The sequence below is a fragment of the Streptomyces sp. NPDC028928 genome (assembly GCF_055564915.1).
This window is the reverse complement of the sequence record NZ_JBVHVI010000009.1, coordinates 19,521-38,792: the sequence shown is the minus strand read 5'-3', so window position 1 is coordinate 38,792 and position 19,272 is coordinate 19,521. Positions and strand designations below refer to the sequence as shown.

At 69.0% G+C, this 19,272-nt stretch carries 25 protein-coding genes; 21 read left to right on the top strand and 4 right to left on the bottom strand.

Going from position 1 to position 19,272, the window contains the following annotated elements:
• Positions 1–15 precede the first annotated feature (15 nt).
• The 3 genes from ACZ4U1_RS22005 to ACZ4U1_RS21995 all read right to left on the bottom strand — a co-directional run bounded on the left by ACZ4U1_RS22005 (position 16) and on the right by ACZ4U1_RS21995 (position 1,286).
• The gene (locus tag ACZ4U1_RS22005) at positions 16–240 is read right to left on the bottom strand and encodes a hypothetical protein (protein WP_467905352.1); all 225 of its coding nucleotides are present in this window, start codon (positions 238–240) and stop codon (positions 16–18) included.
• Positions 241–284: 44 nt separating this feature from the next.
• On the bottom strand, positions 285–638 hold the full coding sequence (locus ACZ4U1_RS22000; RefSeq protein WP_467905351.1) for a DUF6233 domain-containing protein: 354 nt from the start codon (positions 636–638) through the stop codon (positions 285–287).
• A 279-nt stretch (positions 639–917) separates the two neighbouring features.
• Positions 918–1,286: a DUF6009 family protein gene (locus tag ACZ4U1_RS21995; protein ID WP_467905349.1), complete on the bottom strand. Its 369-nt coding sequence runs from the start codon at positions 1,284–1,286 to the stop codon at positions 918–920.
• Between the two features lie 232 nt (positions 1,287–1,518).
• Here ACZ4U1_RS21995 and ACZ4U1_RS21990 point away from each other — a divergent pair, with 232 nt between their 5' ends.
• The 3 genes from ACZ4U1_RS21990 (at position 1,519) to ACZ4U1_RS21980 (ending at position 4,103) form a co-directional block, all read left to right on the top strand.
• Positions 1,519–2,430 (top strand): hypothetical protein, encoded by a 912-nt coding sequence (locus ACZ4U1_RS21990; RefSeq protein ID WP_467905348.1) that lies wholly within the window; start codon positions 1,519–1,521, stop codon positions 2,428–2,430.
• Positions 2,431–2,751: 321 nt separating this feature from the next.
• Positions 2,752–3,204 carry a GntR family transcriptional regulator gene (locus ACZ4U1_RS21985; protein WP_467905347.1) on the top strand — a complete coding sequence of 151 codons (453 nt, stop codon included), beginning with the start codon at positions 2,752–2,754 and terminating at the stop codon, positions 3,202–3,204.
• Complete coding sequence (locus tag ACZ4U1_RS21980) at positions 3,201–4,103, top strand: phosphotransferase enzyme family protein (RefSeq protein WP_467905345.1); 903 nt, start codon at positions 3,201–3,203, stop codon at positions 4,101–4,103. Before ACZ4U1_RS21985 ends, ACZ4U1_RS21980 begins: the two co-directional genes overlap by 4 nt.
• On the opposite strand, the gene ACZ4U1_RS21975 is transcribed toward ACZ4U1_RS21980, so the two are convergent.
• Positions 4,100–5,482, bottom strand: a complete 1,383-nt coding sequence (locus ACZ4U1_RS21975) for a hypothetical protein (RefSeq protein WP_467905344.1) — start codon at positions 5,480–5,482, stop codon at positions 4,100–4,102. The two genes, ACZ4U1_RS21980 and ACZ4U1_RS21975, sit on opposite strands and share 4 nt — an antisense overlap.
• 968 nt (positions 5,483–6,450) lie before the next feature.
• Between ACZ4U1_RS21975 and ACZ4U1_RS21970 the strand changes: the two genes are divergently transcribed.
• The 18 genes from ACZ4U1_RS21970 to ACZ4U1_RS21885 all read left to right on the top strand — a co-directional run bounded on the left by ACZ4U1_RS21970 (position 6,451) and on the right by ACZ4U1_RS21885 (position 19,093).
• Positions 6,451–6,714: a DUF6284 family protein gene (locus ACZ4U1_RS21970; protein WP_467905343.1), complete on the top strand. Its 264-nt coding sequence runs from the start codon at positions 6,451–6,453 to the stop codon at positions 6,712–6,714.
• Between the two features lie 5 nt (positions 6,715–6,719).
• Complete coding sequence (locus tag ACZ4U1_RS21965; RefSeq protein ID WP_467905707.1) at positions 6,720–7,391, top strand: GGDEF domain-containing protein; 672 nt, start codon at positions 6,720–6,722, stop codon at positions 7,389–7,391.
• A complete protein-coding gene (locus tag ACZ4U1_RS21960; RefSeq protein WP_386584096.1) occupies positions 7,388–7,588 on the top strand; it encodes a hypothetical protein in 201 nt (66 codons plus the stop codon). Before ACZ4U1_RS21965 ends, ACZ4U1_RS21960 begins: the two co-directional genes overlap by 4 nt.
• On the top strand, positions 7,585–8,604 hold the full coding sequence (locus ACZ4U1_RS21955; RefSeq protein ID WP_467905341.1) for a DUF2637 domain-containing protein: 1,020 nt from the start codon (positions 7,585–7,587) through the stop codon (positions 8,602–8,604). Before ACZ4U1_RS21960 ends, ACZ4U1_RS21955 begins: the two co-directional genes overlap by 4 nt.
• The gene (locus tag ACZ4U1_RS21950; protein ID WP_467905340.1) at positions 8,601–8,936 is read left to right on the top strand and encodes a hypothetical protein; all 336 of its coding nucleotides are present in this window, start codon (positions 8,601–8,603) and stop codon (positions 8,934–8,936) included. The genes ACZ4U1_RS21955 and ACZ4U1_RS21950 overlap by 4 nt, the downstream gene beginning before the upstream one ends.
• 33 nt (positions 8,937–8,969) lie before the next feature.
• Positions 8,970–10,457 carry a DNA cytosine methyltransferase gene (locus ACZ4U1_RS21945; protein WP_467905339.1) on the top strand — a complete coding sequence of 496 codons (1,488 nt, stop codon included), beginning with the start codon at positions 8,970–8,972 and terminating at the stop codon, positions 10,455–10,457.
• A 144-nt stretch (positions 10,458–10,601) separates the two neighbouring features.
• Positions 10,602–12,842, top strand: a complete 2,241-nt coding sequence (locus ACZ4U1_RS21940; RefSeq protein WP_467905337.1) for a cell division protein FtsK — start codon at positions 10,602–10,604, stop codon at positions 12,840–12,842.
• Between the two features lie 141 nt (positions 12,843–12,983).
• Complete coding sequence (locus tag ACZ4U1_RS21935; RefSeq protein ID WP_467905336.1) at positions 12,984–13,238, top strand: hypothetical protein; 255 nt, start codon at positions 12,984–12,986, stop codon at positions 13,236–13,238.
• A 20-nt stretch (positions 13,239–13,258) separates the two neighbouring features.
• On the top strand, positions 13,259–13,447 hold the full coding sequence (locus tag ACZ4U1_RS21930) for a hypothetical protein (RefSeq protein ID WP_467905335.1): 189 nt from the start codon (positions 13,259–13,261) through the stop codon (positions 13,445–13,447).
• Complete coding sequence (locus ACZ4U1_RS21925) at positions 13,447–13,641, top strand: hypothetical protein (protein WP_467905334.1); 195 nt, start codon at positions 13,447–13,449, stop codon at positions 13,639–13,641. The genes ACZ4U1_RS21930 and ACZ4U1_RS21925 overlap by 1 nt, the downstream gene beginning before the upstream one ends.
• A 14-nt stretch (positions 13,642–13,655) precedes the next feature.
• A complete protein-coding gene (locus tag ACZ4U1_RS21920; RefSeq protein WP_467905333.1) occupies positions 13,656–14,117 on the top strand; it encodes a hypothetical protein in 462 nt (153 codons plus the stop codon).
• A gap of 17 nt (positions 14,118–14,134) precedes the next feature.
• Positions 14,135–14,314 (top strand): hypothetical protein, encoded by a 180-nt coding sequence (locus ACZ4U1_RS21915; RefSeq protein ID WP_467905331.1) that lies wholly within the window; start codon positions 14,135–14,137, stop codon positions 14,312–14,314.
• Positions 14,314–14,472 carry a hypothetical protein gene (locus tag ACZ4U1_RS21910; protein WP_467905330.1) on the top strand — a complete coding sequence of 53 codons (159 nt, stop codon included), beginning with the start codon at positions 14,314–14,316 and terminating at the stop codon, positions 14,470–14,472. The genes ACZ4U1_RS21915 and ACZ4U1_RS21910 overlap by 1 nt, the downstream gene beginning before the upstream one ends.
• On the top strand, positions 14,469–14,777 hold the full coding sequence (locus tag ACZ4U1_RS21905) for a hypothetical protein (RefSeq protein WP_467905329.1): 309 nt from the start codon (positions 14,469–14,471) through the stop codon (positions 14,775–14,777). Before ACZ4U1_RS21910 ends, ACZ4U1_RS21905 begins: the two co-directional genes overlap by 4 nt.
• An 88-nt stretch (positions 14,778–14,865) precedes the next feature.
• Positions 14,866–15,741, top strand: a complete 876-nt coding sequence (locus ACZ4U1_RS21900; RefSeq protein WP_467905328.1) for a bifunctional DNA primase/polymerase — start codon at positions 14,866–14,868, stop codon at positions 15,739–15,741.
• Between the two features lie 130 nt (positions 15,742–15,871).
• Entirely contained in the window at positions 15,872–17,284 is a 1,413-nt protein-coding gene (locus tag ACZ4U1_RS21895) for a DNA primase family protein (RefSeq protein ID WP_467905327.1), read from the top strand.
• Positions 17,285–17,519: 235 nt separating this feature from the next.
• Complete coding sequence (locus ACZ4U1_RS21890; RefSeq protein WP_386584077.1) at positions 17,520–17,729, top strand: helix-turn-helix transcriptional regulator; 210 nt, start codon at positions 17,520–17,522, stop codon at positions 17,727–17,729.
• Entirely contained in the window at positions 17,726–19,093 is a 1,368-nt protein-coding gene (locus tag ACZ4U1_RS21885) for a tyrosine-type recombinase/integrase (protein ID WP_467905325.1), read from the top strand. The genes ACZ4U1_RS21890 and ACZ4U1_RS21885 overlap by 4 nt, the downstream gene beginning before the upstream one ends.
• Positions 19,094–19,272: the final 179 nt, after the last annotated feature.

Genomic DNA, 19,272 nt, shown 5'->3' with positions numbered 1-19,272 from the left:
GACGCGGTGGCGCAGTCAGGTCCGGGTCTCCGCCTCCCACCGGTCGGGCCCGACCCCGCGCCAGTCGATCAGCGGCGAGTCGGCCACCTCCTCCGGTTCCATCTCCAGCCCCGCCCGGCGCAGGAACTCCACCAGGTCCCGCACGTTGTGCGCGAGGCCGAGGATCTCGCCGTCCACCCGCACCCGGCGACCGCCGGTCGGGGACGGCAGGTGCACGACGATGGGACGTTTCCCGGCCATGGCTCCAGCATCATCCGGACCGCCCGGGACCGCACCCGGGCCGGTCATTCGAGAATTCCCAGCACGGTGTCCGGCCGGCACAGCGGGCATGCGGGGACACCTCCCTCGGTGAGGGCCCGTACCGCCTGGTCCCGGCCGACGCCCCTCGCCCGCCCGCCGGCGCCGGTACAGCCGCCGACGTGGACGTACACCGCGCTCCGGCCGTTCAGGCCGTGCTCGACGGCCCACTCCGGCGCGTTCTGCCGGACGGCGAGGCGGCGCTGCCGCTCGGCCTCCCGGCGTTCCTCGTCGGCGATCCACCGGTCCATCAGCGCGAGCTGCCTGGCGGCCTGGTGTTCGACGACGCGGCGCGCGAAACGCAGCATGTCGAGACGCGTCAGCGGACGGTCCTCGTTCACACGTTCGATTCTAGTGAGGTCCGGGACGGAAGCGCGAGCAGCGGGATCCGGACGGGGCACGACGACGAAGGCCCCGTGATCTGCTCTCGCAGATCACGGGGCCTTCGTTCCCGTGTGGCGGCGCCAGGATTCGAACCTGGGTAGGCATAGCCGACAGATTTACAGTCCCCACACGTTGGCGCCTCTGTAACCCTTCTGACCTGCGGAGACGCGGTGACCTCCCTGGACCGAAACCGATGCCGTCCACACCTCGTCCGCAGCGTTGGGCGCGTCCCGCTCCTAGGCTTCGTTGAGAGGTGCTCCCCACGCTCGCTCGGTGACCTCGCCCCACACCCCGGGAGCAACGGTGCGAGGGTCGACAGCCTCAGCCGGCGCGGAGCTCCGGTACATGCCATTCGGCTGCTCGGACCTGTCGTGCTCCTTGACCCAAAAGACCCGCCGAACGAAGTGACCGGGCACTGCCCCACTCGGAGCATTGCCGCGAAGTACGGCGTAGCCCACCCGTCGCCCGTTGCCACTCCAGGGAACTTCACGCTGACGAGTCTTGACCGACTGAGCGACTGACTGTCGGACGTAGTCGAACTTCTCGATGTCCTCCGTCCAGATGATCTCTTCCTCGTGCTCCAGCGCCTTGAGGTGCTCCTGCATGGTTCCCTCCCACTACTTGCGCCGCGAGGCGACGCTCCTGACAGCGTCCCCGCACGCTTGCTAGCCACGCTCACGACTCTCTGAGTCAACTGTCCTGGATGACCGCCCACGAGGTGGTCTAACTAGCCATCCCAGATGAAGACAGCCACCGGCCGACTCCGAACCGCCCCCTCGCCAGTCTTAAGCCCGGTAACTTGAGGATCGGGTCTAGGCATCTTCCAGGGGGGCATGCATGCAGGTGGAAATCGTTTCGGCTCTCATCGGTGCTGCGGTCGCTTTACCTGCCGCCGGGGCCGCGTATGCAGTGGGTCGACACCAAGCGTCCGCCACGGTCTCTGCCGCACTTACGCAAGTTGAGGCCAGTCAAAAGCAATGGCGCGATAACACACGACGATCAGCCTGGCTTGCGTTCATCCGGGTTGCCGATGAGCTGAACCTATCAACAGAGCGGATGTTTCGCGGCGACTTGGCGTACGGCCCTGCGTTTCAAGAGCAAGTAGCGAACCTGTTCACGAAGTTAGCCGACGTGGAGTTCGAGGGACCCAGCAAGATCTACACAGCGGCCTGCGAAATCCACAAAAATATCACCAGAAGGGTCATATTCGCGGCTATTGCCGGTCCTTTTGCTTCGGCACATCAAAAGTGGAACCTGAAAGTGGCGCACGCTCGGCGCGATGTAGCACTTGCGGGGTCCACGAACGCACCAAGTGAAGCGATACGCATCTTGGAGGCAAACGATACCCTTCAATCGCTGGCCGCGGAGAGAGGGAACATCGCCGCCACGCCACCCCCTGAGGACCTGGTAGATATCACCATGACGGCGTTCCGGCCCTTCACTCTCGTGCAAGGCGGAGAACCTAGTCTCCGTGCCGGGCTGGCGATGATGGCACAGGGGATGGCACAGGTCACCGCTTCTACGTTTGCGGCCGCCCCGGCCATTGTCTCCGAAGCGCATCGAATGCTAGGTGACTGCGGCTTCAACGAGGGGGAAATAGGCGTGCTTCTCTTTGATTACGCATCAGGCATCATGGCAATTTTTGACCGCGACTACAAAGAGCTGAGCCTAGCCTTCAAGGGAGTCCGTAATAGTTTCCTAACGGAGGCCGATAAGCATCTGACCGAACCCTTGCCAGTGCCTCGCTAAGTCCTGTGGTGAGCAACTCCTGCCACTAATGCCCCCAGCGAAGCTACAGCGTCGCGGATGCCTTACTCCACCCTCCAGACAGGCGCGGCGGCCAGTTCCATGGTTGCCCGTGAGGCCCGCCGGGGGCCCGCAGTGGCTCCAGGCGCCAAGTCAGAGACGGTGGGCGTGCGGCAGTGAACGGTGCCGGTCCTCCGGGCACCGGACAAAGCACTGCGCAACGAGCGGCGCTGGGTGGGGGAATGGCGGCAAGACCATCGGCTGGTGGGACCGGGAGTGCAACACTTGTTGCCATTGAGTGGAGGTCGAGGAAGAGGAGCCCACGTGCCGCAGGGCAGTCCCCGAGGAACGTACCTGGAGGTCTCGGAAACCCTCCGCGAGAAGATCACGAACGGCGAGATCACTGAAGCGCTGCCGTCTCAGTCGGCACTCGTGAGTGAGTACGGCGTGAGCCGCAGCACCATCGAGCGGGCGCTTGCCGCTCTCAAGGCCGATGGCGTGATCGAATCAGTGCAGGGTGCTGGGTGGTTCGTCACAGGGACCGGCGACCGCCGGCCGTTGGTCGAGCGGGTGACCGACCTGTTGCGTGGTGAGGGGGTGAAGGTCGGCGACCGCTTCCCCACCGAGAAGGAGCTGTGCGAGCGGTTCGGCGCGTCCCGGACTGCCGTGCGCTCCGCCATCGCGCAGATGGAAGGCCAAGGGCTGATCGGCAAGGGGGCAGGGCGAGGGCGGGAAGTCCTCACCCTGCCGACCGGACGGGAGACGCAGACGGCATGACGACGACGGAACGCACGGAGTTCGACGCGGACGCGGCAGAGGCCATCCTGCGCCGGGCATGCGCGGTCGCCGACCTGGAGCCGGACGGCATCGAGATCCTTCGGCTAGGCGACCATGCCGTGTTCCGTGTCGACGGCGGCCGGATCATCTCGCGGGTGGGGCGGGGAGCCGACCGGCTTTCCTCGGTGCGGCGAGAGGTAGCGGTGGCCCGGTGGCTCGCTGACCAGGGGTACCCGGCCGCTCGTCTCGTCACAGACGCCGAACAGCCGATCGTGGTCGAGGACCACCCGGTCACCTTCTGGGAAGGGCTCGCAGACGGCGACACGTACGCGAGTACGGCAGAAATGGGCGTGCTACTGCGGCGGCTGCACGAACTGGAGCCGCCGCCTTTTTCGCTGCCGCGACTCCAGCCGTTCGAAAAGGTCGCGAGCCGCTTGGAGCGTGCCTCCATTCCGGCGAGCACCCGATCATTCCTGCGCTCGATGGCGAGGGATTTGGAGGTCGAGTATGGACGCCTCGAATTCTCGCTTCCCTCGGGACATCTGCACGGTGACTTCAACGTGGGTAACGTTCTGCACGATGCGTCTGGCCATCCGCGCGTAATTGACCTGGACGGGTTTTCTACAGGCCCCCGCGAGTGGGACCTGATGCAAACAGCCATGTATTACGACAGCTTTGGATGGCACACGGAAGCGGAGTATGCGGATTTCGTGGCGGGCTACGGTTTCGACGTGCGCGAATGGGCCGGATACATGGTGCTGCGGAGCGTGCGAGAACTGCTGATGGTCACGTGGCTCTCGCAGAACGCGGGCGCGAACCCTCGGGCTGCTGACGAGGTCGAGAAGCGTGTGGCAACTCTCCGGTCGGGAGGATCACGCCGAGATTGGGCACCCTTCTAAGGCGTCAAGCCGCATTGCTGCCACAGGCGGTAGGTCCGCGCTTCTTCCATGAAGGTACGGAATTCCACAGCGCCCCGCATCGCAGGGGATACGCGTTCGCGGAATTCTCGAACGTACTGGACGCAGCGCGCCGACTTCAAACCCTCGCCAAGCTGTAGGGCAGTCTTGGCGATTTCGCAGCCGCGCCCAATTTCGCCTTGGTTGATATACGCTTCGGCCTGCACCATCGTCGCGAAGAAGTCGCTTCGATTATTCAGGCCGTCGCCGAAGATCGATCCCGCGCCCCGTTCTGCCGCTTCTGCGGACCGGCCCAAATCTCGGAAGCAGTGGCCGATCTCGGCTGCAAGTTCCACTTCATCGAAATACGCGATGTACGGCGGATCGCTGTCCGGGGTCCGCTGACTGAGCTTTCGCTCTGCCTCTACCAAAGCGAGGTCGCATCCCCGTTCGTCACCGAGGCGGGCCAGGGCACGCGCCTCCATCGCGCGGAACTGTGCGGACATCGTGGGGCCCAACACGCCCGCTGGTCCCGTGTAGGCCGCCCGAGCAAGGGTGGCCGCGTCCTGGTAGCGCCCGAGGAACGTGGCCTGGTGGCTCATCGCGGAAAGGATGCTGCCGCCAAGAAGCCGGTCCCCTGCCGCTTGCGTCATGCGCAGCGCCTGGATGAAATACCGCTGAGCGATGCCGTGAAGGCCGCTGTCGTACGACATCCACCCGGCGAGCAAGAGCGCTTCCGCCACGGCCGAGTAGAGCTGTTTGCCCACGTCGTCGGAGTACTTACCGTCCAGCATTGGCCGTACGTCCGTGTGCAGGTACTGGATCAGCGCGCGTCGGGCGTGGCCGCCGCCGAACTTGCCATCGAGCATGCTGAACGCGTCGGCAGTGGAACGGATCATCTCCACGTCCACCGCGCCGATCGCGCGGTTGCCCGCGCGCGTCAGCTCCCCGTCCGGCGGGGCGACGATCCAGCGCAGAGACGCCGTGTTCCAGGCGGCCGAGTCCGGCTGCGCCCTGACCAGTACCTCAGCCTCAGCAAGGTCGGCACGCCAGAGGTTTGCGACGGTCTTGGCTGTCGCCTCGGGCCTATCTGCGAACTCAAGTCCGAGGTCAGGCTGTACGGAAGACACGGCCGCGTCACCCATGCCGATGTCGTCCAGGGTGAGCCGGCGCCCTACTTTCTGCCCGATGGCATCCGCGATGAACTGCGGCATGTTGCCGCGCGGGGTCGCCCCCTTGAGCCACCGCGAGACGTACGTGTGATCGCAGGTGATGTCTTCACCTGACCGAGCGGCAGCGGCGACCACCGCGCGAGCAAGGGACTTGTGCGAGAAGTCGCCTTCCTGCATGAGCGCGGCCAGTCTGGCGTTCCGGTCTGCCATGGGACCCCCAGAGTGCGGCCGTAGTACCAGCTTGACCCATCGTCACTCTACGCAGGTCAGGCCCGGGGTGCAGAGGGTTCGCACCTAGGAGTGCACGAGTGCACCCCCAAGTACTCGCTCCCGAACCGCTCGCCAGATGACGACAGTTGAATCACCACCGCACGGGACAGGCCAGCGGGACCGAGTCGAAAGCCACGGGTTGACGGCGCGGAATCCTTCTGCCAACGTGAGTGGTAGGTAATACACACCACGCTTCGCCCGTGGTCGTGTGGTGCCCGGAGGAAAGCCCCGACGGGGTGAGTACGAAGGCAGCGTCCGTTGTTTGAAAACTGAACAGTGATCGTGCGGAGCCGACGCGAGAGCGGCGGTCGCGGTAGGTGCCTAGGGCGAGGGTCCGGGGGCAAACCGCCGTGATGAACGACGCTCTCCCCCTACGCGCTTGGCAGGCGCCACCCGGTGACCGGGTGTGGGGAAGTACAGCGGAGCTCCAACGCACGTGGCGGCAAGAGTGAGACCGCCCCCGTGACGGCCGGGTGAAGCCGTCGGCGGTACGCCAACCTGCACCGACTCGTGCAGACCGCCCTGCTGGCGTCAGAGCAGTGACGATGACGCACCCGACTCTCCGGCTCGGGACCTGTCCCGCCCTGGCAACGGCGCGATGGGTGAAGCCGTGTCCCTGCGATTCGCGGGAGGTCGGCATGGACCGACGACATACCAGGGCGCCGCCGCGACGGACCGGCCGGCGGCGCCTGCTCAGATCTTCCGGTCCGTTCCTGGTCCGCAGCGCTGACGCTGCGGCCGGCTGCCTCTCCCGCCCGTCCGGGCCGCGCACAGCGTGGCAGCCCGTACGGGCCGGAGTGCGGGGAGCCGCGAGGACTCCACCCAAGACACCAACGGCGCGCGCCCCCGGAGAGGCAACTCCGGGGGCGCTGTAGGGCCGTTCCACCTGCAAGGGAGAGCACGACCCAATGGACCACATCGTCACTGTTCAGGACGCCGTTACCGCCTTTGCTCCGTGGATGGAGCCGACGGACGCGGAGCTGGACGCGATCGAGCAGGAGTCACCGCTGATCCTGGCGGAGGTCGACCTGCTGGACGTGCAGATCACGATCCTTGACCGGGTCCCGAACGAGATGGATGCGCGTCGTCTGCGGCGGGCCCGTAACCGGGTGCTGTCCGCCCGGCGCGTCCTGGCCAACCGCAGGGCCGTGGTGCCGGGGGGTGCGGCGTGACCACCATGCTGCACACCCTCGCCGCGGTGGGCCCGATGGCCGCCGCGTGGGGCGCCCACAGTCTGTGGATGCGCCGCCGTCTGACCGCTGCCCGGCGCGATCCGCTGTCGGGGCTGTGGACGCGGGAGGCGTTCGAGAACCGCGCCGTCCACACCCTGGCCCGCCGCCCGCACGTCGCCGTCATCCTGTGCGACCTGGACGGCTTCAAGGCCGTCAACGACACCCACGGACACGCCGCCGGGGATGCCGCGATCCGTGCCGCCGCCGGGAGCCTGACCGACGCCCTTGACGGGCGTCCGGGTGCGGTCGCGGCCCGGTTGGGCGGGGACGAGTTCGCCGCCGTCGTGCCCCTCGCCGACCCTCTCTCGCTGCCGTGGTTGCTGCGTGGCCTGCACGACGAGATGACCGCGCCGTTCCGCCACGCCGGCCGTGACCTGACGGTGGGCGCGTCCATCGGCGCGGCCCTCTCCAATGACCTCAACCCGGCCGCCGTGTCCCGCCCGGCTGAGGCGCTGGCGACGCTGCTGCGGCTGGCGGACGAGGCCATGTACGCGGTCAAGCGCACGGGTGGCGGCTGGCACTACCCCGCCGCCACGACCCCGGCCAGGGGCACGACCGCAGGGCGCCGTACCGGACGCCCCGGCACCCACACCACGCACCGGAAGGGAGCGGCATGACCCTGTACGAGATCGTCTACGGCCCCCGTCCCGGCAAGAACGCCGACTTCCCCACGCTGCTGCGCCGGGCGCTGGACGCGAACGCCACGCTGGCTCGTGGATACGCCCTGATCGGCGACGCGGTGAACGAGGCTGCCGCGCACCGGGAGATCAACAAGCTGCTGGGCATCTGGGAGCTGGACGGGGGTGCGGCATGAGCACCGCGACACTCCCCGCCCCGGGCGCCCCTGCCGAGCCGGCGGGGGTGCCGCCGCTGACCCGCCCGGAGATGGGCCTTGCCGGTCTGGGGGCGCTGGCCGCCGCCGGGGTCGGCGCGCTCGGCCTGATCTCCTCGTTCGACGCCGTTTCCGAGGCTGCGGCACGGTGGGGGTTCGGTGAGCCGTGGATGCTGCCGGTCGGCATCGACACGGCCATTCCGGTGTTCACCGTGGCCAACCTGCTGCTGATCCGTATGGACATGGCACTGGCCTGGGTGCGGTTCGTTCCCTGGGTGCTCACCCTGGTCACCTGCGGTCTGAACGTCGCCGCCGGACATGGGCCGTGGGCGAAGGTGGCCCACGGCACCATGCCGCTGCTGTGGGTGGTGTTTTCCGAGATCGGCGCGCACATCTACGCCGTGCGGATCGGTGCCGCCACCGGACGCCGCATGGAGAAGATCCGCGTCTCACGCTGGCTGCTGGCCCCGGTGTCGACGTTCGCGCTGTGGCGACGGATGGCGCTGTGGGAGGTCACCTCCTACTCGGATGCGCTCGCGCTGGAGCGGGAACGGCTGTTGGCCCGCGCGGACCTGCGCGAGCGCTACGGCCGCAGCTGGCGCAGGAAGACGCCCCGACGCGAACGCGTCCTGCTGCGCCTGGGTGAACTGGCCCCCGCCGGGAAGGAAGAGACCACCCCGCCCCCGCCGCCCGCTGAAACAGCCACCGCCCCGGCGGTCGACAGTGCGCCCCGGCCACCGCGCCGTTCCGCGCCCAAGGCCAAGCCCAAGGCAGGCAAGCCGCGGGCCCGGTCGTTCGAGGATGCGCTGAGCGAGGCCCGCACGGTGACGGCCGACTGGCCCGAGGGCGAGCTGACCGCTGAGCGGCTGCGGACCACGCTGCGGATCTCGCAGGACAACGCCCGCAAGGTCCGCGACGCGCTCAAGGCAGAGCGCACCGCGCCCGCCCTGCACGCCGTCGACACCACGGACGACAGCAGCGAGGAGGAGGCGGCATGAAGTCACAGCCCCTCGCGGCCGTCGGCACGTGGCTGCCGGTGATGGAAGCGGCCGGCCACCGCTGCCAGTGCGCGGGCGAGTGCGGTAACCCGCACGCCAAGACGGACGGGCGGTGCCCGCGCGAGCACGACGGCTACACCAGCAAGCACGGCCACCGCGTCCGCCTGATGGCCGCACCCGCCGACCCGTCGACGCCGCCCACCAGGGCCGTCACGCTGCCCACCAGCAGCCTGCGGGCCTGGTGCCCGGACTGCTACGTCGCCGCCGACCGCCGGGCCCGCGCACAGGCGGCCCCGCCCGCCGACGACACGCCGGGCCTGTTCGACCTGTAACCCACCTGCACTGCACTCGAAGGGAGTTCGGGCGTGAGCCTGACGTTCACCGACCTGTTCTGCGGCGCGGGCGGGTCCTCCACGGGCCTGGTCGCGGCCGGTCTGGAACTGCGCCTGGCGGCCAACCACTGGAAGCGCGCGGTGGAGACCCACGCGGCCAACCACCGCGACGCCGACCACCTGTGCGCGGACATCAACAACTACGACATGCGGCGCCTGCCCAGGACGGACATCCTGTGGGCCTCGCCGATCTGCACGGAGATCTCCCCGGCCGGCGGGCGCCGCCGCACCCACGGACAGCTCACCCTGGAGCTGGAGGAGTGCGGCCGGGTGGAGGACGCCGGGTGGGAGCGCACCAGGGCGACCGCCTACGACGTGATCCGGGCGACCGAGGTACATCGCTACAAGGCGGTGCTGTGTGAGAACGTGCTGGAGTTCGCCGTCGACTGGGAGCTGTTCCAGTGGTGGCGCAAGGGCATGGAGATGCTCGGCTACCGCTCACAGATCGTCTCCGTGTCCTCCGCCCACGTCGGCGGCGCCGACAACCTGCCCGCGCCGCAGTGGCGGGACCGGATCTACATCGTCTTCACCCGCACCGACATCCCCGTCCCCGATCTGGCACCCCGGCCGCCCGCCTGGTGCCCCGAGTGCGGCGAGGACGTGTTCGCGGTGCAGACCTGGCGCAACGGCCGCAGGGTGGGCAAGTACAAGCAGCAGTACGACTACCGCTGCCCCAACACCGCCTGCCGCCACGCTGTGGTGGAGCCGTACGTGCGCCCGGCCGCGTCCATCATCGACTGGACGAACCTGGGGGTCCGGATCGGCGACCGACCCGCGCACGGACTGCGGCCGCTCGCCGCGAACACGGTCAAGCGCATCCGCGCCGGGCTGAGCCTGCTGGGCAGTGAGCGGATGGTGCTGACCGTCAACCACGGCGGACACGACGGCCGCGCCATGCCCGCCGATGGCGCCCCGCTCGCCGCCCGCACCGTGAAGATCGGGGACGCGGTGCTCGTTCCGGCGGGCGGGACGTGGAACACGCAGCCGACGCACACGGCCGAGCCGATGCGGACGCGGCTGGCCAACCCCAGGGGGTTCGAGGCACTGCTGCCCCCGCCGCAGGCCGATGACTCGTTCATCGTCACCCTGCGCCGCAACGCCACCGCCCGCCCGGTCTCCACCCCGGTCGACACGGTCACCGGGCAGGGACGGCATCACTGGCTGGTCATCCCCTACCGCAACGCCGCCAGCAAGTCGGCCGGCGAGCCGCTGCACACGCTCGGCACGAAGGACTCCGCCGCGCTGCTCGGTCCGGCACCGGAGTTGGACGACTGCCACTACCGGATGATCCAGCCGCGCGAACAGCTCCTCGCACAGCGCTTCCCGGCCGACTACATCGTCCACGGCAACAAGGGCGAGCAGACCATGCAGGCCGGGAACGCCGTCTCCTGCAACGTCGCCCAGTGGATCGGCGAACGGGTCACCGACGCCCTCGCCCGCACCGCGGCCCACGCCGCCTGAACCGAACGCGTGAGCTAGGGGCAGGAATTGTGCCCCTTCCAGCTCGCCAACGAACCGACCATCACAGCACGGGCCCGGCCGCTCACCTCCTACAGCGTCGGCCGGGCCCGCTCTCCCTCACACCCGAAAGTGGAAGGACTCTCAGTGAAGCATCCCGACGACGATGAACTGTTCAACGGGCTGGAAGCCGAGGTGGCCGCCGACGCCGACCCCGACTCGGGAGCCGACGTGGTCGACCTCGACAAGGCACGTTCCGCGCGCGAGCAGTCGGCCGACCCGAGTTCGCCGACGCATGGCGGGCAGTCGGCCGACTCGCCCGGACACGAGTCGGGCGAGGAGTCGGCCGACCCGACGCGGCGCGTGATGGTCGACCAGTCGGCACCGGCCGTGACCGGTCCGGGCTACCTCGGCCGGCTCGCCGCCGCGAAGCGGCGGGACGTGATCCCGCTGTGGCTGCGCTCGGTCGCCGAACTCAAGACCGCGTCCGCGTGGGTGGCCCGGCACTACACGCACGCCACCGCCTACCACGCCGTTCGCTCGCCTGTTTACGCCGCGCGCCTAGCCATGCAGGCCCCTGCGGGGCTGGCCCGGTTCGTCGGCGGCACCATGCGGTGGGTCGCCGACCGCGAGGGCGAACCGGTCCGGCTCGCCGCCGTGCGCCGCGAGGACGCCGCCGAGTATCTGAAGCTTTCCCGGCAGCGTGACGGCCGGGTCCGACTGCGGACCCTGGTCGCCGTGCTGGCGATGTTCGTCGGTATCGGCGCGGCCCTCGCCATCTACGTCCTCGCCCCCGACTGGCTGCAAGCCCTGTCGGTCAGTGCGCTGGTGCTGGCGCTGGGCTTCAACGGCCGCAAGGCCGATGACCCGGTCATCCACCGTGCGGTGGAGGTCCCGAAGGCAGCCAAGCTCACGTCGGACATCGTTCTGCGGGCGCTCGGCTCGTTGGGTATCCCGGCGATCAACCAGGCTCAGGCCAAGGGGCGGGACGGGTTCGAGTTCACCGCCCCGATCACCCGGGACGGGCCCGGTTGGCGTGCGCAGGGCAACCTGCCGTTCGGTGTGACGGTCACGGACATCATCGAACGGCGCGAACGGCTCGCCTCCGGTCTGCGCCGGCCGCTGAGCTGTGTGTGGCCGGAGGCGGTGGCCGAGGAGCACACCGGGCACCTGGTGCTGTGGGTCGGCGACCAGGACCTGACCAAGGCCAAGAAGCCCGCCTGGCCGCTGGCCAAGTCCGGTGCGGTGGACCTGTTCAAGCCGGTCGCCTACGGCACTGACCAGCGCGGACGCTGGGTTGAGATCACCCTCATGTACATCGCGGGAATCATCGGTGCCATCCCGCGCATGGGCAAGACGTTCCTGTTGCGTCTGCTGCTGCTCATCGCCGCTCTGGATCCGCGCGCTGAGGTCCACTCCTACGACCTCAAGGGCACCGGCGACCTGGACCCGGTCGGCGAGCGTATCGCCCACCGGCACCGCGCCGGCGACGGGGATGACGACATCGAGTACGCGGTCAAGGACATGCGTGCCCTACGTGAGGAATTGCGCCGCCGGGCGAAGATGATCCGTTCCCTGCCCCGGGACCTGTGCCCCGAGTCCAAGGTGACGTCCGCTCTGGCGGACAGGAAGTCGCTGGGGCTGCACCCGATCGTGGTCGGGGTGGATGAGTGCCAGGTCTGGTTCGAGCACGACAAGTACGGCAAGGAACTGGAAGAGATCTGCACCGACCTGGTCAAGCGGGGACCGGCCACCGGGATCGTGCTGCTGCTGGCCACGCAGCGACCGGACAAGGACAGCATCCCCACCGCCATCAGCGCGAACGCTTCCGCCCGGTTCTGCTTGAAGGTCATGGGCCAGACCGAGAACGACATGGTGCTGGGCACCTCCGCCTACAAGCGGGGCGTGCGCGCCACGATGTTCAACTGGGCCGAGAAGGGTGTGCACTACTTCCTCGGTGAAGGCGCCGACGCCCGGATCGTGTGCGCCACCTACGTCGACGCTCCGACCGCGGAAGCGATCGCCGACCGGGCCCGCAAACTGCGCGAGAAGCTGGGCTTGCTCACCGGCCACGCCCTCGGGGAAGAGCCGCAGGCCGACGCGGGAGCCTCCTACGACCTGCTCGCCGACGTCGCGGCCGTGGTGCCGGAGACCGAGGAACGGGTGTGGAACGAGCGGATCGCCGCCCGCCTCGCCGAACTGCGGCCCGACGTGTACGGCGGGTGGAAGGGCGAGAACGTCACCTCCGCCCTGAAGCCGCACGGCATCAAGACCCGCGACGTTGCGGGCACGACGGAGGACGGCACCCGCACGACCCGGCGCGGCATCGTCCGCGCCGACCTCCTCAAGGCGATTGCGGAGCGTAACGAGAAGCCGGGCGCCGCATAGGCCCGCAACGGTGCTACCGGTAGCAGGCACACCTGCTACCGGTAGCACCCCCGCTAGCACCCCAAACCGCCACTCATCTGCGATCTAGCGGATAGCACCCCACCTGCGGAAACCCCTGGATACCCGCCCGGAGGGCCCCTGATGACCCCCATCCTCCTTGCTATCGCCTGCCTGATAGCCATCACTATCGGTTACGGCGGGCTGTGTGCGGCCTCGCCGTTCGGCGACTGCCGCAAGTGCCGCGGCATGGGCCACGCCCTCAAGCACGACCGCAAGGGACGCCTCAAGCGCGGCAAGGACTGCCGCCGCTGCCACGCCACCGGCAAGCGCATCCGCGTCGGCCGCTGGCTCTACAACCGCGCCGCCCGCATCTACCGCGCCGGCACCACCGACTGAACCCCCGGAGGCACGCACCTATGAACCGCAACCCACAACCCACTCAGCCGCCCGTCATCGTCTGCCGCGACGAAGGCAACGACCTCCTTCACTTCGCCGCCCTCAGCGACCGGTTCCACACCGACCCGATCAGCCTCACCGACCTGCACCACGCGCTTGCCGACATGCACGCCCGGTTCAACAAGCTCGCCCGCCCGGAGTGCTTCTGATGGTCCTGAACATCTCCGCCGTGCTGCTGTTCGGCGCCGCGTCCGCCTTCGCCGTCAAGACCAGGTCCGCCGGAGGGGGCGCCGCCCTGGTCCTGTTCCTGTTCGGCTTCTTCACCGCCGGAACCGGCGCCTACGAGCCCATCCACAACCTCGTGCAGGCATCCGCCGACGCCCTGTCCGCGCTCGGCAAGTGACGGGAGACGACGACGTGAACGAGCCCACCCACCGCCCGGTCGCACGCAACACGTTCGCCCCGGAGGTCCACCGCCCCGTCCCGTTCGTGCGCTCGCCCACGGCGCCGCTCGCACCCATGCAGCCGGGCGGCACCCCGGCGGTGGCGAGCATCGTCCTCCCGGACGGCCGTGTCGTCACCGGCTACGCCGTCGCCCCCGCACAGCCCGAGCCGGTCACCGCCAAGCCGGCCGTCTCCCGCGCTGCGGTGAACGTCGCCCTGGGGGGCGTCGGCTTCCTCGCCGTGTGCGGCGGGCTGTTCCTGCTGACCGCGTTCATCACCGCCCTGACCGCCCTCATCACCCAGCTCGTCATCCTCGCCGCCGTCATCTTCGGCGGCTGGGTCGCCGTGCAGGTCTTCAGCGGGAGCGGCCACCGGGGCGGGACCACGGTCAACATCCGCAAGGCCGTCATCAAGCGCAACCACTTCCACGGCTGACCAGGAGGGACCTACCCGTGTTCGAGATCCGCGTGATCTGCCCGACCGGCGACGCCGACCAGATCGCGGCCACCCTCGCCGCCGCCTTCCACGTCGGCGGCTTCCGCCGCTACCCGGCCCGCGACGGACGGCGCATGCGCCTGTACGTCACCGCCGACACCCACCCCACCCGCGAACTGGCCCGCAAGGAGCCGTGATGGACATCGACCCGAACGAGATCGTCACCGTCGAATGGAGCTGGGACAACGAGGACGGCCCGACCACCTACACCCGCGAGATCACCCGCCGCCAGCTCGGCGACCTGCTCTTGCAGGTGGACGACATGGCCGCCGTGACCGAGGAGCACACCGTATGACCTCCCGCGCCTTGCCCCGACTGCGCATCAAGGTCGTCTGCTCGTCCCGCCGCGCGCTGGCCCTGACCGATACCCCTCGCCCCCGCTGCCCGAACTGCCAGGGCGAGGGCGGCACCGCCCACGACTACGGCGACCACAACGGCGAGTACGCCGGTACCGAGTGGGTGTCCTGTCCCTGCTGGGACGAGAGCCGGTGCCTGGTCCTGCTGCCGCTCCCGCGCTGCCCGCGATGGCTGCGCCGCCGCGCCAGCAGCGCCCCCGACCCGCGGGGCCCCGGCGGCTACAGCGACGAATCGCCCTTCTAGCTGCGCCAAGGGCGGCCCCAACTCTCGCCAAAGAACCCGGGGCCGCCCTTGCCAACCAGTCCAGAACAGACCTGTTGGAGGTCCCAGCATGACCCAACCCGCCCCCGTCCGGCGAGTGGCCCTCGCCCTCGCCGCCGCCCGGCTGCCCGTGCTGCCACTGCGAAAAGGGAAAGTGCCCGTTGGTAACTGCCCCGCCTGTGCGGGCAACGCGTGCGGCGGACGGCCGAACATGAAGACCGCGGGCCCCTGCACCTGCCCGGCGCCCTGCCACGCGTGGGCCGCTGCCACCACCGACCCGCGCGTCATCGCGTCACCCGCGTGGGCGCCGGCATGGCGGGAGGCTGCGGCCGTCGCCTACCACCCCGGCGGCGCCGGCCTCACCGTGGTGGACCTCGACAACGAGGACGCCATCGCGTGGGCGCGGCAGAACCTGCCCGCTACCCGGACCGTGCCGACCACGCGCGGGCAGCACTGGATCTACCAGGGCGCCATGCCCTCCGCGAACGCCGTCCGTCCCGGCATCGACATCAAGTCCGTCAGCCAGTACGCCCGCTGGCTCGGTCCCGGCAGCGGACGCATGACCGCGCTGCCGTCCGCCGTCCGCGCCCTGGTGGTGAGGGAAGAGGCCACCCCCGCCCGGCGCGGGGTGGCCTCTTCCCCTGCCCGCGCCCCGTGGGACCGCACGGTGGCCACCGGGTGCCGCCACACCGAGCGCTACGTCCGAACCGGACTGGAACGCGGCCTCGCTCTCATCCGCTCGCACGCCGAGTCCGGCGCCGGATCACAGGCGTTCGGTGTCGCCCGCTTCCTCGCCGCCCAGCACACCACCTGCCCCGGACCCTGTGGCCTCGCCGCCATCGGCGAGGAGATCACCGCCGGCGCCGTCCTGGTCGGCGTCCCCGAACCGTACGCCCGCCGCGCGGTCGCCAACGGCTTCCGCACCGCCCGGGAGCACACCGCATGACCAAAGCACCGCGCCACCCCGGACACGGCCGTCACAGCGCCACACAACACCCGCCACGGCCGTGCGTGGGCGCGCTGAAGGTCGCCGCCCGCAAGGGCGTCCGCACTGTGCCCGGAGGGAGGACCGCAGCATGACCGAGGCACCCGCCACCGACACCGAGGAACTGCCACCGCCGTCCAACCCCCTCGCCGTCGCCCGCCGGCTCCTGCCGGACTGGCAGACCGAAGACGGACACCTGGTGTGCCGCCGCTGGCGCGCATCGTGGATGCGCTGGACCGGAACCCACTGGCGCGAGATCGATGAAGCCCAGGTACGCAAGGCCATGTACGAACGCCTGGAACACGCCGTCTACCTGGTGCCCGTCAAGGACGGCCAGATGGAGGAACGCGACTGGGCACCAACCAAGCAGAAGATCAGCAACCTGCTCGACGCGCTCGGCTCCATCATCCTGCTGCCCTCCGACGTGGACGCCCCCGCGTGGCTGGACAGCGGCGGCGCGAACACCACCGGATGGGGGCCCATCGTGGCCTGCGCCAACGGGCTGCTGCGCATCCGCGACCGCGCCCTACTGCCCCACACCCCCGGATTCTTCAACCACGTCTCCGTTCCGTTCACCTACGACCCGGACGCCACCGCGCCGGAATGGGAACGGTTCCTGGCGAAGATCTGGCCGGACGCCCCCGACGCCATCGCCACCCTTCAGGAGTGGTTCGGCTACATCCTGTCCGGGCGCACCGACCAGCAGAAGATCCTGCTCATGGTCGGCCCGTCCCGCTCCGGCAAGGGCACCATCGCCCGCGTGATGAAAGAGCTGGTCGGCAAGAACAACCTCGCCGGCCCCACCCTCGCCGGACTCGGCACGAACTTCGGACTGGCCACCCTGATCGGCAAACCGCTCGCGGTCATCTCCGACGCGCGTCTGTCCGGCAACGACAGCAGCCAGGTCGTCGAACGTCTGCTGACCATCTCCGGCGAGGACACCATCGACATCGACCGCAAGTACCGCGAGCAATGGACCGGCAAGCTGCCCACCCGGCTGATGATGCTCTCCAACGAGCTGCCGCACTTCGGCGACTCCTCCGGCGTCATCGCCCGCCGGTTCATCGTCCTCAACCTCACCGTCTCCTGGCTCGGCAAGGAAGACACCACCCTCACCGACCGGCTCACCGCCGAGATGCCCGGCATCCTCAACTGGGCCCTGGACGGACTGGCCCGCCTCCAGCGCACCGGCCGCATCACTGAGCCGGCCGCCAGCCGCGAGGCCGTCACCACCATGCAGGACACCGCGTCACCCACGTCCGCGTTCATCCGCGAACGCTGCACCACCGGACCCGCCTGCACGATCCCCGTGGACAACCTGTGGGCCGCCTGGCGCGAGTGGGCCGAAGACAACGGCGTCCGCCCCGGCACCAAACAGATCTTCGGCCGCAACCTGCTCTCCGCGATCCCCCAACTCACCCTCACCCGCCCCCGAGACGGCGACAGCCGGGTGCGGACCTACACCGGCATCACCCTGCGCCCCTCACCCGGCAACGCCGACTGAAGTAGCGCCCACAATCCGCCGGGTCGCGGACCATCGCGGACCGCCCCCGCTGACCTGCACCTTTACCGAACCCCAATCGCGGACCATCGCGGACCAACCCTCCAAGGGCGGTCCGCGATGGTCCGCACACCACCCCACACAAAAGCGCAGGTCAAACACGGTGGTCCGCGATGGTCCGCGACCCACAGGAATGTGACCCCACTTGCCCTGGTCTTCTCGCACAGGAGAGATCTGCATGACGACCCCGACCCGTCGGCGCCGCACGCCGAAAGACGAACTGCTGCCCCTGAGTGACGTTCTGGAAGAACTCGGCATCAGCCGCCCTACCTGGTACCGCTGGCGAGACCGCGGCTATGGCCCGGAGGCACGCCGTACGCCGTCCGGACGTATCTGTGTGCGTCGGAGTGCCCTGGACGCTTTCAAGGACGAATTGGAATCCGCGTGACCGAGTGGAGCTACTCCGTAAAGATCTGGGCTATCCGCAAGCGCAGTGACTCGCGGAACCCGTACCAACTCCGCTGGAAGGTGGGCCCCCGCCCGCACTCGGAGTCGTTCCTCACCCTGGGCCTGGCGGAGAGTCGCCGGGCCCAGCTCATTACGGCTGCACGTGAGGGCGAGCCGTTCGACGTGGACAGCGGCTTTCCGAAGTCCCTGGTCGCCAGGGACCGGGACATCTCGTGGTTCGACCACGCGCGCAACTACATCGAGTTGAAGTGGGCCCACTCCCCTGCCTCGACTCGGCGCACATTGGCCGAAGCCATGGCAACGGTGACGCCTACGTTCGTGAAAGACACGCGCGGTATGGCGGACGACCGAGCCGTACGCCAGGCGCTGTATAGCTGGGCTTTCAACAAGAACCGCTGGGACCAGGAGGTCCCGCCCGATGTGGGCAAGGTTCTGGAATGGTTCAAGCGCAAGTCGTTGCCCACGTCAGCGTTGTCTGATCTGGTTCTTGTGCGGGCCGCGCTCAACGCGATCTCCAGGAAGCTGGACGGCACAACGGCTGCACCAGGAACTATCAGCCGCAAGCGAGCAATCTTCTACAACTCCCTGGATTACGCCGTAGAGGCCGAACTCCTCACGGACAATCCGCTCACCCGCATCAAGTGGAAAGCCCCGGAGCAGGTGGTCGAGGAGGTCGACCCCGAATGCGTGCCCAACCCTGGGCAAGCAGCGAAGCTGCTGGCAGCCGTGCGAGACCAGAGCCCGCGCGGTCGCCGTCTGGTCGCATTCTTCGGCTGCATGTACTACGCGGCCGCGCGGCCGGCCGAAGTCATCGGCCTACGGATTCGGGACTGCGATCTGCCCCGGCGTGGGTGGGGGCTGCTCCGGCTGAGAGAGACTCGCCCGCGCTCCGGCTCAGCGTGGACGGATAGCGGCGAGGCGCACGACAAGCGCGGACTCAAGCATCGGCCCCGGCGAGCGGTCCGTCACGTACCGATCCCGCCGGAACTCGTGGCACTCCTGCGGTGGCACGTCAGCGCGTACGGCACGGCGCCGGACGGCCGACTGTTCCAGACGATGCGCGGTGGTCTGATCCAGGACACCGGATACGGCGAAGTTTGGGCGGAGGCCCGGAGACGTGCTCTCACCTCAGATGAGTTCGACTCGGCACTGGCCAAGCGCCCATATGATCTACGTCACGCTGCGGTGTCCACCTGGCTCAGCTCCGGCGTGGAGCCTCAGCTAGTAGCCGAGCGGGCCGGGCACAGCATGACTGTCCTCTTCCGGGTGTACGCGAAGTTCCTGAAGGACGGCGACGACGCTGCGAACGCCAAGATCTCTGCTCGCCTCAGCCAGTACGGGTGACGGCCCTCTGGAAAGCCCGTCCACGGCCCGTCCACGCAACCCGAGACAGGCCGTTCGAACGCGAGACAGAGCGAGACAGTGTGGTGATCGCCGGGGAGTACGACGAGGGGCCCGGGGGGGGGGGGGGGGGGGGGGTCCAGGGTCCCCTTTTTCGTGCTGGGGTGCCAGGACCCGAACCC

Bases quoted from the DNA above. Each gene is read 5' to 3' on its own strand.
- ACZ4U1_RS21980 (WP_467905345.1), top strand. From the start codon at position 3,201: ATGACGACGACGGAACGCACGGAGTTCGACGCGGACGCGGCAGAGGCC.
- ACZ4U1_RS21905 (WP_467905329.1), top strand. From the start codon at position 14,469: ATGACCTCCCGCGCCTTGCCCCGACTGCGCATCAAGGTCGTCTGCTCG.
- ACZ4U1_RS21955 (WP_467905341.1), top strand. From the start codon at position 7,585: ATGAGCACCGCGACACTCCCCGCCCCGGGCGCCCCTGCCGAGCCGGCG.
- ACZ4U1_RS21950 (WP_467905340.1), top strand. From the start codon at position 8,601: ATGAAGTCACAGCCCCTCGCGGCCGTCGGCACGTGGCTGCCGGTGATG.
- ACZ4U1_RS21990 (WP_467905348.1), top strand. From the start codon at position 1,519: ATGCAGGTGGAAATCGTTTCGGCTCTCATCGGTGCTGCGGTCGCTTTA.
- ACZ4U1_RS21960 (WP_386584096.1), top strand. From the start codon at position 7,388: ATGACCCTGTACGAGATCGTCTACGGCCCCCGTCCCGGCAAGAACGCC.
- ACZ4U1_RS21935 (WP_467905336.1), top strand. From the start codon at position 12,984: ATGACCCCCATCCTCCTTGCTATCGCCTGCCTGATAGCCATCACTATC.
- ACZ4U1_RS21925 (WP_467905334.1), top strand. From the start codon at position 13,447: ATGGTCCTGAACATCTCCGCCGTGCTGCTGTTCGGCGCCGCGTCCGCC.
- ACZ4U1_RS21965 (WP_467905707.1), top strand. From the start codon at position 6,720: ATGCTGCACACCCTCGCCGCGGTGGGCCCGATGGCCGCCGCGTGGGGC.
- ACZ4U1_RS22005 (WP_467905352.1), bottom strand. From the start codon at position 240: ATGGCCGGGAAACGTCCCATCGTCGTGCACCTGCCGTCCCCGACCGGC.
- ACZ4U1_RS21910 (WP_467905330.1), top strand. From the start codon at position 14,314: ATGGACATCGACCCGAACGAGATCGTCACCGTCGAATGGAGCTGGGAC.
- ACZ4U1_RS21995 (WP_467905349.1), bottom strand. From the start codon at position 1,286: ATGCAGGAGCACCTCAAGGCGCTGGAGCACGAGGAAGAGATCATCTGG.
- ACZ4U1_RS21890 (WP_386584077.1), top strand. From the start codon at position 17,520: ATGACGACCCCGACCCGTCGGCGCCGCACGCCGAAAGACGAACTGCTG.
- ACZ4U1_RS21970 (WP_467905343.1), top strand. From the start codon at position 6,451: ATGGACCACATCGTCACTGTTCAGGACGCCGTTACCGCCTTTGCTCCG.
- ACZ4U1_RS21975 (WP_467905344.1), bottom strand. From the start codon at position 5,482: ATGGCAGACCGGAACGCCAGACTGGCCGCGCTCATGCAGGAAGGCGAC.
- ACZ4U1_RS21900 (WP_467905328.1), top strand. From the start codon at position 14,866: ATGACCCAACCCGCCCCCGTCCGGCGAGTGGCCCTCGCCCTCGCCGCC.
- ACZ4U1_RS21895 (WP_467905327.1), top strand. From the start codon at position 15,872: ATGACCGAGGCACCCGCCACCGACACCGAGGAACTGCCACCGCCGTCC.
- ACZ4U1_RS21930 (WP_467905335.1), top strand. From the start codon at position 13,259: ATGAACCGCAACCCACAACCCACTCAGCCGCCCGTCATCGTCTGCCGC.